The sequence below is a fragment of the Lysobacter capsici genome, from assembly GCF_018732085.1.
In the GTDB taxonomy this organism is placed as follows: domain Bacteria; phylum Pseudomonadota; class Gammaproteobacteria; order Xanthomonadales; family Xanthomonadaceae; genus Lysobacter; species Lysobacter capsici_A.
This window is the reverse complement of record NZ_CP076103.1, coordinates 1-14,456: the sequence shown is the minus strand read 5'-3', so window position 1 is coordinate 14,456 and position 14,456 is coordinate 1. Positions and strand designations below refer to the sequence as shown.

At 64.8% G+C, this 14,456-nt stretch carries 12 protein-coding genes and 1 pseudogene; 1 reads left to right on the top strand and 12 read right to left on the bottom strand.

Going from position 1 to position 14,456, the window contains the following annotated elements:
• Positions 1-100 precede the first annotated feature (100 nt).
• The 9 genes from KME82_RS00060 to gyrB all read right to left on the bottom strand — a co-directional run bounded on the left by KME82_RS00060 (position 101) and on the right by gyrB (position 8,830).
• Positions 101-505 (bottom strand): ExbD/TolR family protein, encoded by a 405-nt coding sequence (locus KME82_RS00060; RefSeq protein WP_215496713.1) that lies wholly within the window; start codon positions 503-505, stop codon positions 101-103.
• A 190-nt stretch (positions 506-695) separates the two neighbouring features.
• On the bottom strand, positions 696-1,109 hold the full coding sequence (locus tag KME82_RS00055) for an ExbD/TolR family protein (RefSeq protein ID WP_215496712.1): 414 nt from the start codon (positions 1,107-1,109) through the stop codon (positions 696-698).
• Between the two features lie 15 nt (positions 1,110-1,124).
• A complete protein-coding gene (locus tag KME82_RS00050; RefSeq protein ID WP_215496711.1) occupies positions 1,125-1,538 on the bottom strand; it encodes an ExbD/TolR family protein in 414 nt (137 codons plus the stop codon).
• Positions 1,539-1,579: 41 nt separating this feature from the next.
• Positions 1,580-2,329, bottom strand: coding sequence for a MotA/TolQ/ExbB proton channel family protein (locus KME82_RS00045; RefSeq protein ID WP_036103316.1), 750 nt, complete (start codon positions 2,327-2,329; stop codon positions 1,580-1,582).
• Between the two features lie 83 nt (positions 2,330-2,412).
• Entirely contained in the window at positions 2,413-3,090 is a 678-nt protein-coding gene (locus KME82_RS00040; RefSeq protein WP_056109564.1) for an energy transducer TonB, read from the bottom strand.
• Between the two features lie 146 nt (positions 3,091-3,236).
• The gene (locus KME82_RS00035; RefSeq protein WP_215496710.1) at positions 3,237-4,460 is read right to left on the bottom strand and encodes a tetratricopeptide repeat protein; all 1,224 of its coding nucleotides are present in this window, start codon (positions 4,458-4,460) and stop codon (positions 3,237-3,239) included.
• 137 nt (positions 4,461-4,597) lie between these two features.
• Positions 4,598-5,401, bottom strand: a complete 804-nt coding sequence (locus KME82_RS00030) for a M48 family metallopeptidase (RefSeq protein ID WP_215496709.1) — start codon at positions 5,399-5,401, stop codon at positions 4,598-4,600.
• A 101-nt stretch (positions 5,402-5,502) separates the two neighbouring features.
• Positions 5,503-6,174, bottom strand: coding sequence for a CPBP family intramembrane glutamic endopeptidase (locus KME82_RS00025; protein WP_215496708.1), 672 nt, complete (start codon positions 6,172-6,174; stop codon positions 5,503-5,505).
• A 172-nt stretch (positions 6,175-6,346) separates the two neighbouring features.
• Entirely contained in the window at positions 6,347-8,830 is a 2,484-nt protein-coding gene (gene gyrB / locus KME82_RS00020) for a DNA topoisomerase (ATP-hydrolyzing) subunit B (RefSeq protein WP_215496707.1), read from the bottom strand.
• Between the two features lie 409 nt (positions 8,831-9,239).
• Here gyrB and KME82_RS26905 point away from each other — a divergent pair.
• Positions 9,240-9,461 (top strand): annotated as a pseudogene (locus KME82_RS26905) (DUF6053 domain-containing protein); the annotation flags it as partial.
• On the opposite strand, the gene recF reads toward KME82_RS26905, so the two are convergent.
• From recF to dnaA, 3 genes are all read right to left on the bottom strand, one after another.
• The gene (gene recF, locus KME82_RS00015; protein WP_215496706.1) at positions 9,370-10,455 is read right to left on the bottom strand and encodes a DNA replication/repair protein RecF; all 1,086 of its coding nucleotides are present in this window, start codon (positions 10,453-10,455) and stop codon (positions 9,370-9,372) included. The pseudogene KME82_RS26905 and the gene recF sit on opposite strands and share 92 nt — an antisense overlap.
• Before the next feature lie 680 nt (positions 10,456-11,135).
• Positions 11,136-12,236, bottom strand: coding sequence for a DNA polymerase III subunit beta (dnaN, locus tag KME82_RS00010; RefSeq protein WP_046658564.1), 1,101 nt, complete (start codon positions 12,234-12,236; stop codon positions 11,136-11,138).
• Between the two features lie 785 nt (positions 12,237-13,021).
• The gene (gene dnaA, locus KME82_RS00005; protein ID WP_215496705.1) at positions 13,022-14,356 is read right to left on the bottom strand and encodes a chromosomal replication initiator protein DnaA; all 1,335 of its coding nucleotides are present in this window, start codon (positions 14,354-14,356) and stop codon (positions 13,022-13,024) included.
• Positions 14,357-14,456 lie beyond the last annotated feature (100 nt).

The window sequence follows — 14,456 nt, the reverse complement described above, 5'->3', positions numbered from 1 at the left end:
CTTTCGGCAGCGCACGAGCATTGAAACCAACGCATCGCATCTGCCAAAACGACGACGGCCGCCCCACCGGGACGGCCGCCGCCTCACAAACCGCGCTCCCTCAGCGGGTCGAAATATTCTGCACCCCGCTCTCGCGCGCCGCCGACAGCGCATGCGCAAACGCCTGATAGTCGGCGTCGGCGTTCGCACCGACCTCGACCACCGTGTTCGGCGCCGCCTGCACCAACGCCTTCAGCGCCGCCGGCAATTCCGCGCGGGTCAGGGTCTGGCCATCGAGGGTGAACGCGCCGCTGGCCTGCACCATCAATTCGGCGCGTGGCGGCGGCGTGTCGCGTTGCGGTCCGGGAACCGGCAGCCCGAGGTTCAAAGTGCCGGTCAGCACGGGCGCGGTGACCATGAAGATCACCAGCAGCACCAGCAGCACATCGACCAGCGGGGTGACGTTGATTTCGGCGACAGGCGCGTCGCCGGAGTAAGCAGAAGCACAGTAGGTGGAGCCGGCCATATGCATCTCCCTCCATGGGCGGGGTGCCCGGCTTTACGTTAATCCCGTCACAGTTATCGGCGCAAGACGTACCCGCCAGGCCGGCGACCCGCGCCAGGGGCACGAAGTCGGCGCGCATAAGAACACGCATAAAAAAACGCCGCCCGGTGGGCGGCGTTCTCACGACGGTAAGCGTCGGTTCCGGACGGAATTACTTCTGGACGAAACCGATTTTTTTCATGTCTGCGTTTTTGGCGTAAGCCAGCACCTTGGCGAGCGTGCCGTATTCGGCATCCTCGTTGGTGTCGATTTCTAGCAGAGGTTGATTGGTGGGATCGCGCTGCACCGTTTCCTTCATCATCCCCGGGATCGCCGCGATCGGCGTGGGATTGTTGTTCCAGAACACCTGACCGGTCGCATCGATCCGCAGCTGGATCGGCGGCGGCGGCTCGACGGTTACCGGCGGCGGAACGCTGGTCGGTTGGGGCAGGTTGACGTCGATCGGGTAAGACACCGTCGGCGCCGTGACCATGAAGATGATCAGCAGCACCAACAGCACGTCGACCAGCGGGGTCACGTTGATGTCGGAGATCGCGCCGCTATCGGAGTTGTTGCTGAAAGCCATGGGACTGTTCTCCGATTAACGTTCTTTGATCGCGACGAAGCCGACTTTGCGCATGCCTTGCCGCTGCGCAACCGTCACCACCGAATTGACCACCTTGTACTTCGTGGTGCGGTCACCGCGGATGTTGATCGGCGGCTGCGGCGTCTTCTGCGCTTCGACCGACAAACGGCTTTCCAGCTGATCCATGGTGACCGGCTCATCGTTCCAGTAGACCGCGCCGCTGTCCTGGATGGCCAGGGTGATCGGCGTGATCTTGGACGCCTCCTCGGGCTTGGCGAGGGTGGCTTCGGGCAGTTTGATCTCGACCTTATGGGTCATCAGCGGTGCGGTGATCATGAAGATGATCAACAGCACCAGCATCACGTCCACGAGGGGCGTGACGTTGATGGTAGCCATCGGGCCGTTGTCGTTGCCTGTACTGAAGGCCATGTCCGAACTCCAACTACGCTAAAAGTGAAGGCGTGTGTTGCTTAGCGCTTGCTCGCCACTTCGCCGACGCGCGAGCCGGTGGCGAAGAAGTCGTGCAGGTCGTGCGCGAAGGTGTCGAACTTGTTGTTCGTGACGCGGTTCAGGCGGACGAAGAAGTTGTACGCAAGCACCGCCGGGATCGCGACGAACAGACCGATCGCGGTCATGATCAGCGCCTCGCCGACCGGGCCGGCAACGGCCTGAATCGAGGACTCGCCGCTGGCGCCCAGGCGCAGCAGGGCGTGGTAGATGCCCCACACGGTGCCGAGCAGACCGACGAACGGAGCGGTCGAGCCGACGGTGGCGAGCACGGTCAGACCGGCTTCCAGACGCGAGCTCTCACGGGTGACGGCCTGACGCAGGGCGCGGTCGACGAACTCGGAACGGTTCAGCGACTCGACCAGGCGCGAGCCTTCGTGACGCTGGTGGTGCGCGGCGGCCTGAGCGGCATCGAGCGCGATCTTGGAGAACGGCTCGCTGCGCGACTGCTCTTCCATGTAACGGATGGCGTCCTGCGCGTTCGGGGTTTCCCAGAACGTGCTGACGACGCGGTCGGAACTGCCGCGCAGGCGGAGGTTCTTGACGAAATTGATGACGATCCAATAGACCGACAGAACCGACATCAGCGTGAGCGTGATGAACACGATCCAGCCAACGGCGTCGAAGTTTTGCAACAGATGCGAGAAGCTCATCTGCTGAAGTGCTTCAGCGTTAGAGCCTCCGGCGGCGGCGGTGGTGGTTTGCTGCAGCATGACGCTTACCTTTGAATGTCGTGGAAAGGAAAGAAGGTAGTACGTATTACTTAATGCGACTTACAACTGTCCGTGGAACCCGATCAGTTCGGCGGGACGAAATCGACGGGCACTCGGACGCGGCTGGCGATCGGCTGACCGTTGCGCACTTCCGGGTTGAAGCGCCACTTGCGTGCGGCATCCATGGCCGCGCGGTCCAGATTGCGGTTGCGACTGGATTTCTCGACCTGCACGTCCAGCACGTTGCCCTGGGCATCGATGCTGATCACCAGGACTACCGTACCGCCCACGCCCTGACGGGCTTCGGTCGGCGGGTACTTGGGCGGGTTCAGGCGGCGCGAAGACGGATCGACGCCCGAATTGATATCGCTGGCGGCGGCCGGCGGCGACGGCGGTGCCGGCGGCGGCGCGGGCGGATCGATCGGACTGGGGTCCAGATTCTCGACCGGCGGCTGATCCGGCGGCGGCGGCGTCGGAGTCGGTCGCGGCGGCGACAGTTCCTTCGGCGGCGTCGTGATCGGCTTCGGCGGATCCGGGGGCGGCGGCGGCGGCGGCGGCGGCGGCGGCGGCGGCTTGATGATGTTGACCATCGTCACCTGCTCTTCTTCCTGCTGCTGTGCGGGCGGCGTCATCGGGGCCAGCAACAGCAGGAGCGCCGCGGCATGCACGGCGATCGCACAGGTGATACCGGCAATACGTGCCCAGTTCAAACCTTCGCGGTCGTCATCATTCCTAACTTGGAGTTCGAGGTCTTGCGTCATGCCGTCAGCTCGGGAGGTGTTTCCGGACGCCAAGGCGCCGCGGGCCATCGTTCGGTTCGTGCAACCGTTTCCAGTCGCGCGAACCTCCTAGCATATACCAAACCGCGTCACAGGTTCCAAGCGCGGTCAGGCTCTCTTTGCTGAAATTACTTGCTTTTCAGCGCGAGAATCTTCTTGGCGTCGTCGGGCTTTTTAACGCCCTTGGCGATCGCCTGCTTGGCGGCTTCCTTGGCCTCTGGAATGCGGTCCTCCGACCACAGCACGCGAGCGAGATTCAGGTACGTCTCACCGTCGGGTGCGAGCGGGGCTGCTTTCTTGTACGCGTCGATCGACTTCCCCGCTTGCTCGGAGAAGTAGTACGACTGCGCCAGCGCGACGTAAGCCTGGTAATCGGGCTTGAGGATGCCCTTGTCCAGGCCCTCGGTGATCACGCTGGCCGCCTGCTTCTCCTTGCCATCCAGATTAAGGTAGGTGGCGTAAAGCTGGCGGTAATCCTTGTCTTCGGTGAACTGACCGGCGGCGCGCATCTTCTCGAGCACGGCGGCGGCCTTGTCGAGCATGTCGGCCTGCGAGTAGACCGCGGCGACGTTCATCTGCGCGCGCTTGTCGTTCGGGTTCTTGGCGGCGATCTGCTCGGCGACCTTGGCCGCTTCGGCGCCCTGGTTGCCTTCCACGTAGGTGGCCATCAACAGGTTCTGCCACTCGGGCTTCGGATCCGACGAGGCGGCGATCGCCTGCTTGATCACGGTGGCGGCTTCCGGGTAGCGCTCCAGGCGGTACAGCGCGTTGCCCTTGATGATCAGGTGCTCGGGCTTGGTGCTCTTGGATTCGTTGAGGAAGCGGTCGATGGTGGCGAGCGACTCGGCGTACTGCTCTTCCTGCAACTGCAGCTGGGCCAGCACGAACATGCGGTCGAAGTGGCTGTTGTTGTCGAGACCGTTGATCTCCAGCGCCTTCTTCAGGTACTCCATCGCGGCCTTGTTGTCGTCGGCGTCGTAGGCGACCTGGAAACCGATCTGGGCGGCGAAGGAGCGCTCGTAGGCGTTGAGCGAGGTGTCGGCGATGATCGCGTCGGCCTGGGCGCGCGCGTCGGCGGTTTTCTCCTTGTCGAACGCGTCCATCATCTTCTGCAGCTTGGCGCCGCCCTTCGACGAGGCCTTGGCGTCCGGCGCGGTGCGCGTCGCGTTCGGGTACTGGTTTTCGACCTTGGCCGGCGCGCCGGCGGTCTTGTTGCTGTCGCGGGCCGCGCGGCGCTGGGCCGAACGCTCCGAGGCGGTCTGGGCGGTGGCCTGGGACACGGCACCGAACACCAGCACCGCGCCGATGGCGGCGGCGAGCAGGGTGCTGTTGCGGGTGGGTTGCTTGTTCATGGACTCACCTCTAAGAGACTCAGCGGCCGCGGACCGGGGGCCTTGCGGCGGGACGGCGCAAGGCCAAGGGGCCGCCAACCTAACAGAAACTCGGGTCGACGCGATACGGGTCTGAACCACTGTTCAGTAATTCACTTTCATCCACACTTCGGCGTACGGCCGGCCGCGCGGGCTTGTTCGTAAACCGGAATCAGGGCCCCGGCGCGGGCGTTGAGTTCCTGGATGCGCGACTGCGGATCGGGGTGGGTCGACAGCCACTGCGGCGGCCGCGAACTGCTGGCCGCGATCATGTTCTGCCACAGATTCACGGCCTGTCGCGGGTCGTATCCGGCCTGCGCCATGAGCCGCTGGCCGACCACGTCGGCCTCGCTTTCCTGGGTGCGCGAACCCGGCAGCAGGAACGCGGTCTGCAGCGCCGCGCCGCCGAGCTGGCCGGTCGCGCTGGCCGCGCCTTCGCCGTAGCGCGCGCCGAGCAGGCTGCCGACGATGTTGAGCCCGGTCTGCGCGCTCATCTGCCGGGTGATGCGCTCGTCGTGATGGCGCGAGACGACGTGACCGATCTCGTGGGCGATCACCGCCGCGAGCTGATCCTGGTTCTTGGCGACGGTGAAAATGCCGGTATTCACGCCGACTTTGCCGCCGGGCAGGGCGAAGGCGTTGGGCGATTCGTCGACGAACAGGGCGACTTCCCAGTTCGCCTGCCAATTCGGCGGCAGTTGCTGGGTGATCGAGCTGACCACGCAGCGCACGTAGGCGTTCTTGCGCGCGTCGGTGCTCAGTTTCTGCTTGCTTTTGGCCTCCGCGAACGCTTGCGCGCCCATCTGGTCGAGCTGCGCCTGCGAGACCGCGCCGACGTGCTGGGTTCGCCCGGTCGGCGAGGTGGTGGTGGCGCAGGCGGTCGCGATCAGCGCGATCGACACCCCGAGCAGGATACGTTTCATGCGAGCTTTCCCCGTAGCAATCAGACCTTGTAGCGCCGCGCGGATTAACACTTCGTCAATTCCGTTTTTCGACCGCCCGATCGGCCGCTTCCAACCGTCGCTCAGGCGCTCGCAAGCACCGCCGCAACCGCGATCAGATTGTTGATCGCGTGTGCCACATAGGCCGCCCACAAGCTGCCGCTGCGGTAATAGACCCAGCCGAAACACAGGCTCATGAAGCCGTACACCGCCCACAGCAGCAGCATGCTCCAACCGTGGCTCACGCTCAGTCCGGGCGGTTCGTGCAGCAGCGCGAACGCGGCCGAGCTCAAGGCCAGGCCGAGCCAGGGCCGTCCCGCGGCCCACACGCGCCCGAACAGCACACGGCGGAACAGCAATTCTTCGTACGCCGGCGCGAGCCCCACCGCGAAGATCAGCAACGCCACCGGATAGGCGCGGATCGCGTCGCCCAGGACCATGTTGGTCGGGGTCATTTCGATGCCGCGCTGCTGCGCGAATCCACCGATCAACGCGTTGAAGGTGAGGCAGGCGATCACCGCCAGCGCGATCCAGCCCCAGGTCGAAATCCGCCACAGCGCACGCCACGACGCCGCCCGTTCGGCGGCGCCGGCTCTTCGACGAAAGTAGTAGACCAACAGCGCGCTGGCGGCGGTCGCGATCAGGCTGATGACGATCATCGCGCCCGAGTCGGAGGCGATTTGCGCGGAATTCGTCCCGCGCAGGCCCTGCGCGAACCCCCACAGCGCGGTGCCGAGCAGCGACAAAGCCGCCATCAGAACGATGGACAGCACAAGATCGACAAGGAAACCGCCAACTCCGGCAAACCGCGGCAGCGGGGTGGACGCGCTTTTGGGCGTCGAAGGCGAGGTCGGCGGCGCGAGAGCCGACGACGGCGCGTGGGCGACGCGCGCGGGCGCGTCGCCGGGGTCCTGACCCGCGGTGGGCTCAGACGTCGAGATTGGAGACCTTCAGCGCGTTGTCCTCGATGAACTCGCGGCGCGGTTCGACCACATCGCCCATCAGGGTGCTGAAGATCTGGTCGGCGGCCACGGCGTCTTCGATGCGTACCTGCAACAGACGTCGCGTTTCCGGATTGACCGTGGTGTCCCACAACTGCTCGGGGTTCATTTCGCCCAGACCCTTGAAGCGCTGGATCGCGCGGCCCTTCTTGGCTTCCTCGAGCAGCCAGGCCTGCGCCTGGGCGAAGCTGTTGATCGACTGGTTGCGATTGCCGCGGATGATCTGCGCGCCTTCGCGCACCAGGCCGTGCAGCATCGAAGCGGCCTCGCGCAGCGAACGCAGCTCGCCGCCTTCGAACGCCGACAACGGCAGCACCTGGATCAGTTGCTGGCCCATGTGGGTGCGCGTGACCAGCAGCGCCGCCTGGCGCGTCTCGTTGGCCGGATGCAACTGCAGCGCGTAGCGCGGCTTGCCCAGCCCGGTCTGGTTGAGGCGCTTTTCCAGCGCGTCGAGTTCGTGCCGCTCATCGACGTTGGCGAGCAGGTGCTCGGTGTCGAGCGGAGTGAAATCGATCAGCGCCTGCAACACGTTGGGATCGTAGCGATGCGAGTTGCGCGCGATGGTCTCGCGCGCGCCGGCGTAGGCGAGCAGCAGCTTCTCCAGCGCCGCGCCTTCAATCGGCGGTTCGCCGGTCGCCGGAATCAGCGCCGCGCCTTCGACCGCATTGTTGGCCAGGTACTGGTCCAGCGCCGCGTCGTCTTTCAGATAGATCTCGTTCTTGCCCTGCTTGATCTTGTACAGCGGCGGCAGCCCGATGTAGATGTGGCCGCGCTCGATCAGCTCGGGCATCTGCCGGTAGAAGAACGTCAGCAGCAAGGTGCGGATGTGCGAGCCGTCGACGTCGGCGTCGGTCATCAGGATGATGCGGTGATAACGCAGCTTGTCCGGGTTGTACTCGTCCTTGCCGATGCCGGTGCCCAGCGCGGTGATCAAGGTGCCGACTTCGGCGCTGCCGAGCATGCGGTCGAAACGCGCGCGCTCGACGTTGAGGATCTTGCCCTTGAGCGGCAGGATCGCCTGGGTCTTGCGGTTGCGGCCCTGCTTGGCCGAGCCGCCTGCGGAGTCGCCCTCGACGATGAACAGTTCGGACTTGGCCGGGTCTTTTTCCTGGCAGTCGGCGAGCTTGCCGGGCAGGCCGGCGATGTCGAGCGCGCCCTTGCGGCGGGTCAGGTCGCGCGCCTTGCGCGCGGCCTCGCGGGCGGTGGCCGCCTCGATGATCTTGCTGGTGATCGCACGCGCTTCGTTCGGGTGTTCCTGGAGGAACTCCTCCAAACGGGTACCGAACGTGTTCTCAACGACCGGGCGCACCTCGGAACTGACCAGTTTTTCCTTGGTCTGCGAGGAAAAGCTCGGATCGGGCACCTTGACCGACAGCACCGCGATCATGCCTTCGCGCATGTCCTCGCCCGACAGCGCGATCTTGGACTGCTTGGCCGCGCCGGTCTTTTCGATGTAGTTCGCCAGCGTGCGCGTGAGCGCGGCGCGGAAACCGATCAAGTGGGTGCCGCCGTCTTTCTGCGGGATGTTGTTGGTGAAGCAGAACATCGTTTCCTGGTAGGAATCGGTCCACTGCAACGCCACGTCGACGGTGATGCCGTTCATTTCGCCCGACACCGAGATCACGTTCGGGTGCAGCGGCGTCTTGACCTGGGCCAGATGCTCGACGAAGGAGCGGATGCCGCCCTCGTACTGGAACACGTCGCGGCGGCCTTCGCCGCGCTCGTCGACCAGGGTGATCTTGACGCCCGAGTTGAGGAACGACAGCTCGCGCAGGCGCTTGGCCAGGATGTCGTAGTGGAACTCGACGTCGGTGAAGATCTCCACCGCCGGCTTGAAGCGCAGCAGGGTGCCGCGCTTGGTCGAGGCTTCCAGCTGCTTGAGCGGGTAGATCGGCTCGCCCAGCGCGTATTCCTGCTGGTGGTGAAAACCGTCGCGCCAGATGTTGAGCCACAGGTGCTCGGACAACGCGTTGACCACCGACACGCCCACGCCGTGCAGGCCGCCGGACACCTTGTAGCTGTTGTCGTCGAACTTGCCGCCGGCATGCAGCACGGTGAGGATCACCTCGGCCGCGGATACGCCTTCTTCCTTGTGGATATCGACCGGGATGCCGCGGCCGTTGTCGTAGCAGGAGACCGAGCCGTCTTCGTGCAGGGTCACGACCACATCGTCGGCGTGGCCGGCGAGGGCCTCGTCGATCGCGTTGTCGACCACCTCGAAGACCATGTGATGCAGACCGGTGCCGTCGTGGACGTCGCCGATGTACATGCCCGGGCGCTTGCGCACGGCTTCGAGCCCGCGCAGGACGGTGATCTTGCTCGAGTCGTAGGTCTGCGGGGTTTGCGCGCTTTGCGGCGGGGTCGAACCGGTGGCCGATTCAGTCGAGGGGTCGTGCTCGGTGTTGGTCATTGCGTCAACAGGCTCCGATCGACGCAGGCTCCGGCGGGGCCGGGTGCGTCGAGACACAGAAGATAAGTGATTGAAGTATAGCAGGCGGCGGGGGTACCCCGGGCCGCCGAACGGGGCCGGCTGGGGCCTGGGACGCGCAGCAAGAGCCGCGCGCAAGATCGGACGGACGATCCCGGCCCCTCCCCCTAGATGCGGCCAACGAGCGGCGTTTTAAACCCGCCGGCCTCGAAACGTTCCACGTGGAACACGATCGTTCCCTGTAGGAGCGGCGCAAGCCGCGACCGCGGCAATGAAGCGACTTCGAAGGCCTAGGAAACCCGTCAAGCCGGGCTATCTCGCTCTGACCGCAGCAAATGGCAGATCAGGCCCGAGTCTTTCTAGGGCGGCTTCTGTGTGAGGGGCTTCAGCCCCGACGCTTTCCTTTCAGGTCACTCTGGACGGTCGTGCGATCTGTGAGAAAAGCATCGGGGCTGAAGCCCCTCCCACAAAAGACCTCGTACCGTCGTCGTTGGCCAGTCGCTTCGAGGTGCAACCTCGAATTACCGGGCCACCAACGCCCCGTGTTCCACGTGGAACCTGGTCAATTCGACCTGCATCGCCGCCAAGGCCGGTGGATCGTCGGTTCCGGTAATGAACACCTGGGCCCTGGACGCCAGCAAACGCTCCAACACCCGACGCTGGTGGTTCCGATCCAGCTCCGACGCCAGATCGTCCAGCGCCACCACCGGCCACTCGCCCAGGATCGCCGCATGGTGCTCGGCCTGCGCCAACAACGCCGACAACGCGGTCAACTTGGCCTGGCCGCGCGACAGGGCTTCGCGGCCGGGCAATCCTCCGAAGCCGATCCGCCAATCGGCCCGATGCGGGCCAACGGACGTATACCCGGCCAGTTGATCGCGATCGCGGGCCAGCAGCAGGGCATCGGCCAGCGGAAATTCGTCACGGCGCCAGCCAGGCTGGTAATCCAGGCGCACTTCGCCCAGCGCCGGAGCCAGATCCGAGGCCAATGCGGCGAATCGCGGCTGCAGCTGATCGAGGTATTGCTGACGCCGCCGGGTCAGCGGCTCGCCGGCCTCGGCCAGCTCATGATCCCAGGCGTCGAGCTGGCCATCGCGGGCGCGGGCCTTGAGCAGCGCATTTCGCTGTTTGAGCGCCCGGGTGTAGCGCCGCCACAGCGGAGTGAAGTCTGGTTCCACGTGGAACAAGCCCCAATCCAGGTAGCGCCGGCGGATTTCCGCCGCACCGGTGATCAGCGCGTGGCTGCCGGGCTCGAAGCTGACCACCGCCAGGGCGGCACACAGCTCACCGAGCTGGGATACGGCCGCACCATCGAGCCGCCCAGTCCAATCCTGGCCGGAATGGCGCATGCCGGCCTTGCGCTTCTGGTCGCGGCGCAGTTCCTGCCACTCGACGAAGACCTCCAGCGCCGGATCGCCCGCGCGGATCAAGCCGTCGCGGACCCGGCCGCGGAAACTGCGTCCGTAAGCCATCAGGTGCAGCGCCTCGAGCAGACTGGTCTTGCCCGCGCCGTTCTCGCCGGTGATCAGGTTGATCCCGGGCCGCGGCGACAGGCTGACGTCGGCGAAACGCCGGAATCCGCGCAGGTCCAGGCGGGTTACATGCATCGCGGGATCATCGCAGAAGGCTCGGGGGAGGGCGGAGACCGCTTCGGTCGCCCGGAAAACCACGATTCGGCGGGATTTCGGGGCGGCAGCGGAGCAGGATCATGGCAGAAAAGCCGGGTTCGGGGTCAGCGAAGCCGCGAACGGCGCGGATACCGGCAAATCCGGTGCAGCGGGTCGGGGAGCCTGGCGCCGACATCCCCACGGCTGTGGGATTTACCCGTCTGAAGAGCCGCGCAGGCCAGATCGTCATACGAGAACGCCGCATGGTCGACATCGATAGAGCCAAGAGGCGAGGGGGCTTGTCGCCAGGCCTCGATGCCAGCGGAGCGCTCGCTCGCGCCGACGTGCCGGGTTCCGGACAACATCGGCGCGCCAAGCCGGCACTACGAAATCCAAGCGCTTCCTGCCAACCAAAACAGCGGCTCATCCGAGCGACGAAGGCTTCCACCGCCCAGTTCCGATATCCGCTGCGGCAAGCCCGGACGCCATGGCCCTAAGCGACGACGGCCCGCCGAATCCAAGGGCCGGATCCCGAGATCGCCGCTCGACAGGCAAAAGCTTACGCCCCGACCAAACGCGCAGCCCAAACCCCAGAGCCCAAAAACAAACACGCCCGGACAAGCCGGGCGTGTGGTGTTCCACGTGGAACCGGGTCGTGAAACCCAGTCCATCGCTGTGAATCAAAGCCGCAGCGGCATCACCACATGGCGGCAGCGTTCGTTGGAGGCTTCGCGGACCAGCGCCGAGGAGTTGGCGTCGCGCAGCGCGATCACCACGTGCTCGTCGCGCAACGCGGTCAGAGCGTCGAGCAGGTAGTTGACGTTGAAGCCCACCGCCAGGTCGTCGACCTTGGTGTCGGCTTCGACTTCTTCCTGCGCTTCTTCCTGTTCCGGGTTGTGCGCGCTGATCTTGAGCTGACCCGGGGTCACCTCGATGCGCACGCCGCGGTACTTCTCGTTCGACAGGATCGCCGCGCGCTGCAGCGACGCGCGCAGCACCTCGCGTTCGATCCGCACTTCCTTGTCGGCGCCGATCGGAATCACCGCTTCGTAATCCGGGAAACGGCCGTCGATGAGCTTGCTGGTGAAGGTCACATCGTCGCGCTTGACCCGGATGTGGCCGCGGCCCATCTCGATCTCGATCTCGCGATCGCCGCCTTCGAGCAGGCGCTGCAGTTCCTGCACGCCCTTGCGCGGAACGATGATCTGGCGCTTGGTCTGCGAACCGCCCTCGTAAGCCGCTTCGCACAAGGCCAGACGGTGCCCGTCGGTGGCGACGCAGCGCAGGCTGTTCTCGCGCAGATCGAACAACAGGCCGTTGAGGTAGTAGCGCACGTCCTGCTGGGCCATCGCGAACGCAGTGCGTTCGATCAGTTCCTTCAGCGCCGCTTCCGGCACGCGCACGCGCTCGGTGGCTTCGACTTCGTCGATCGACGGGAAGTCGTTGGCCGGCAGGCTGGCCAGGGTGAAGCGCGAACGCCCCGCCTGCACCGTGATCTTTTCCGCGGCCTGGCTGACGGTCACCTTGCTGCCGTCGGGCAGGGCTCGAATGATCTCGAACAGCTTGCGCGCCGGGATCGTGGTCTCGCCGTCCTTCGCATCGTCGACCGCAACGCGGGAAATCATTTCGACTTCCAGGTCGGTACCGGTCAGCGAAAGCTGCCCATCCTTGACCTGCACGAGCAGATTGGCGAGGACCGGCAAGGTCTGCCGGCGTTCGACGACATTGACCACTTGGGCCAACGGCTTGAGAAAGACTTCGCGTTGCAGACTGAAACGCATGCGGACCCCTTGGCCGTCTGTGGGCGCAAACCCAATTACTAAAGAGATGTATAAATCAAAAGCTTAGTGGCGGTGGTGTAGCGAAAATCGTTGGAGAACTGCCTTAAACCTTTGACCTATATGGTTTTTTCGGTACTTCAAAAGCGGGTAGAACTGGCTTGGTAGGGCGGGTGCAACCTGTGGATAGATTGCGCGCCTCTCGGCGGCCTCGAAGTTGTCCACAGTTTGTACGAGTTTGATCCCCCACGTTATGCCTTTCGCCAGCGCAGCTTACGGATTACCTTGTCCCTCGTCGCGCTGGACCACCGCGGCGAACGAGCGACACCGGCGGTCCGCGGTGTGGCGAGCGGTCCGATCGATAGGCAACGGATGACGGGCATCCGGTCTCATCGCGAACCACGGGTCGCCGCGTACCACCGAACAACACCGCGAACGAACCTCAACCGCTGCCGTCCTGCGATCCCGATGGGTGAGCGCAAACGCAGCGTCCGAGCCACCGTTCCAACATGTCGCAACACCGTCGCTTCGTTTCCGGGTCGCCGCCGCAGTTCTCAGCGAACGCAGGCTTCGGCCTGGGACTATCGAATCGACGTGCTTTTACATTCTTACTTGTACAACCACAGCAGCGCTCTGGCCTGAAGCCGATCACTCGCTGAGCTTACTTATCCACCGTTCTTTCCGAATCACTGACTGGCAGCGATGCAGCCGTCATGACTCGCTGAGCTTGCGAATCAACTTGTCTTTCGTACTTTCCGAATCACCCAACACTTTCAACCCAGCCAGCTTTACTCGCTGAGCTTGCGAATCAACTTGTCCCAGTCTTCGCGCAGCTTGCCGTCGGTTTCCATCAAGGTGCGGATCTGGCGGCAGGCGTGCAACACGGTCGTGTGGTCGCGGCCGGCGAAGGCATCGCCGATCTCCGGCAACGAGTGCTCGGTCAATTCCTTGGTCAGCGCCATGGCGACCTGACGAGGACGGGCGAGCGAGCGCGTACGCCGTTTCGACAACAAGTCCTTGATCTGAAGGCCGTAGTAGTCTGCCACGGTCTTTTGGATGTTGGGGATGCCGATCGCGTGCTGCTGCGCGCGCAGCAGGTCGCGCAGGGTTTCCTGGGCGAACTCCACGGTGATCGCGCGGCCGGTGAAGTTGGCGCGCGCGGTCAGGGTGTTGAGCGCGCCTTCCAGGTCGCGCACGTTCGAACGCATCTTCTTAGCCAGCAGGAAGGCGACTTCCTCGGGGATCGCGGCGCCGCGTTCCTTGGCCTTGGAAATCACGATCTGGGCGCGGGTTTCGAAGTCCGGCGGCTCGATCGCCACCGACAGGCCCCAGGCCAGGCGCGATTTCAAGCGCGGCTCCAGGCCTTCGACTTCGCGCGGGTAGCGGTCGCAGGTCAGGATGATCTGCTGCTTGCCGTCGAACAGCGCATTGAAGGTGTGGAAGAACTCCTCCTGGGTGCGGTCCTTGCCGGCGAAGAATTGAATGTCGTCGATCAGCAGCGCGTCCACGCGTTGGAACTGGCGCTTGAACTGATCCATGGTCTTGTCCTGCAGCGACTTCATCATCGCGCTGAAGAACTGTTCCGAGCGCAGGTACATCACCCGCATGGCCGGATTGGCCTCGCGCATGGCGTTGCCGGCGGCGAACATCAGATGGGTCTTGCCCAGGCCCGTGCCGCCGTACAGCAGCAGCGGGTTGTGCGCGCGTTCGCCGGGTTTCTGCGCGGCCTGCAACGCGGCCGCGCGGCCGAGCTGGTTGCTGCGGCCTTCGACGAAATTATCGAAGGTGTAGTGATTGTCGAGATTGCCCTGGAACGGCTCGGGCGGCGCCACCGGGCGCGGCGCGGCGACGGTGGTGTCGGCCTCGCGCGCCGGCGCGGTGGCCACGCGCGGCAGCGAACCCACTTCCAGGCTGACTTCCTCGCTGCCGGCGAAATACGACAGCAGTTCGCGGATCCGGCCCAGGTAGCGCTCGCGCACGTGCTCGACCACGAATGCGTTCGGCGCATAAAGCACCGTCACGGTATCGCGCTGGGTGGCTTGCAGCGGTTTCAACCAGGTGTGTACGTCTTCGACCGGAAATTCGGCTTCGAGGCGTTCGAGGCAGCGGGGCCAGGCATCCATCTGTAGTGCGTCTTCTTGTGCGTGCGTGTAGCTGACTCGGTCGACCGGCCGGCGTGCGACCCAACAGGGACGCGGCTGGCGACGGGCGAAAGCGGCCCCG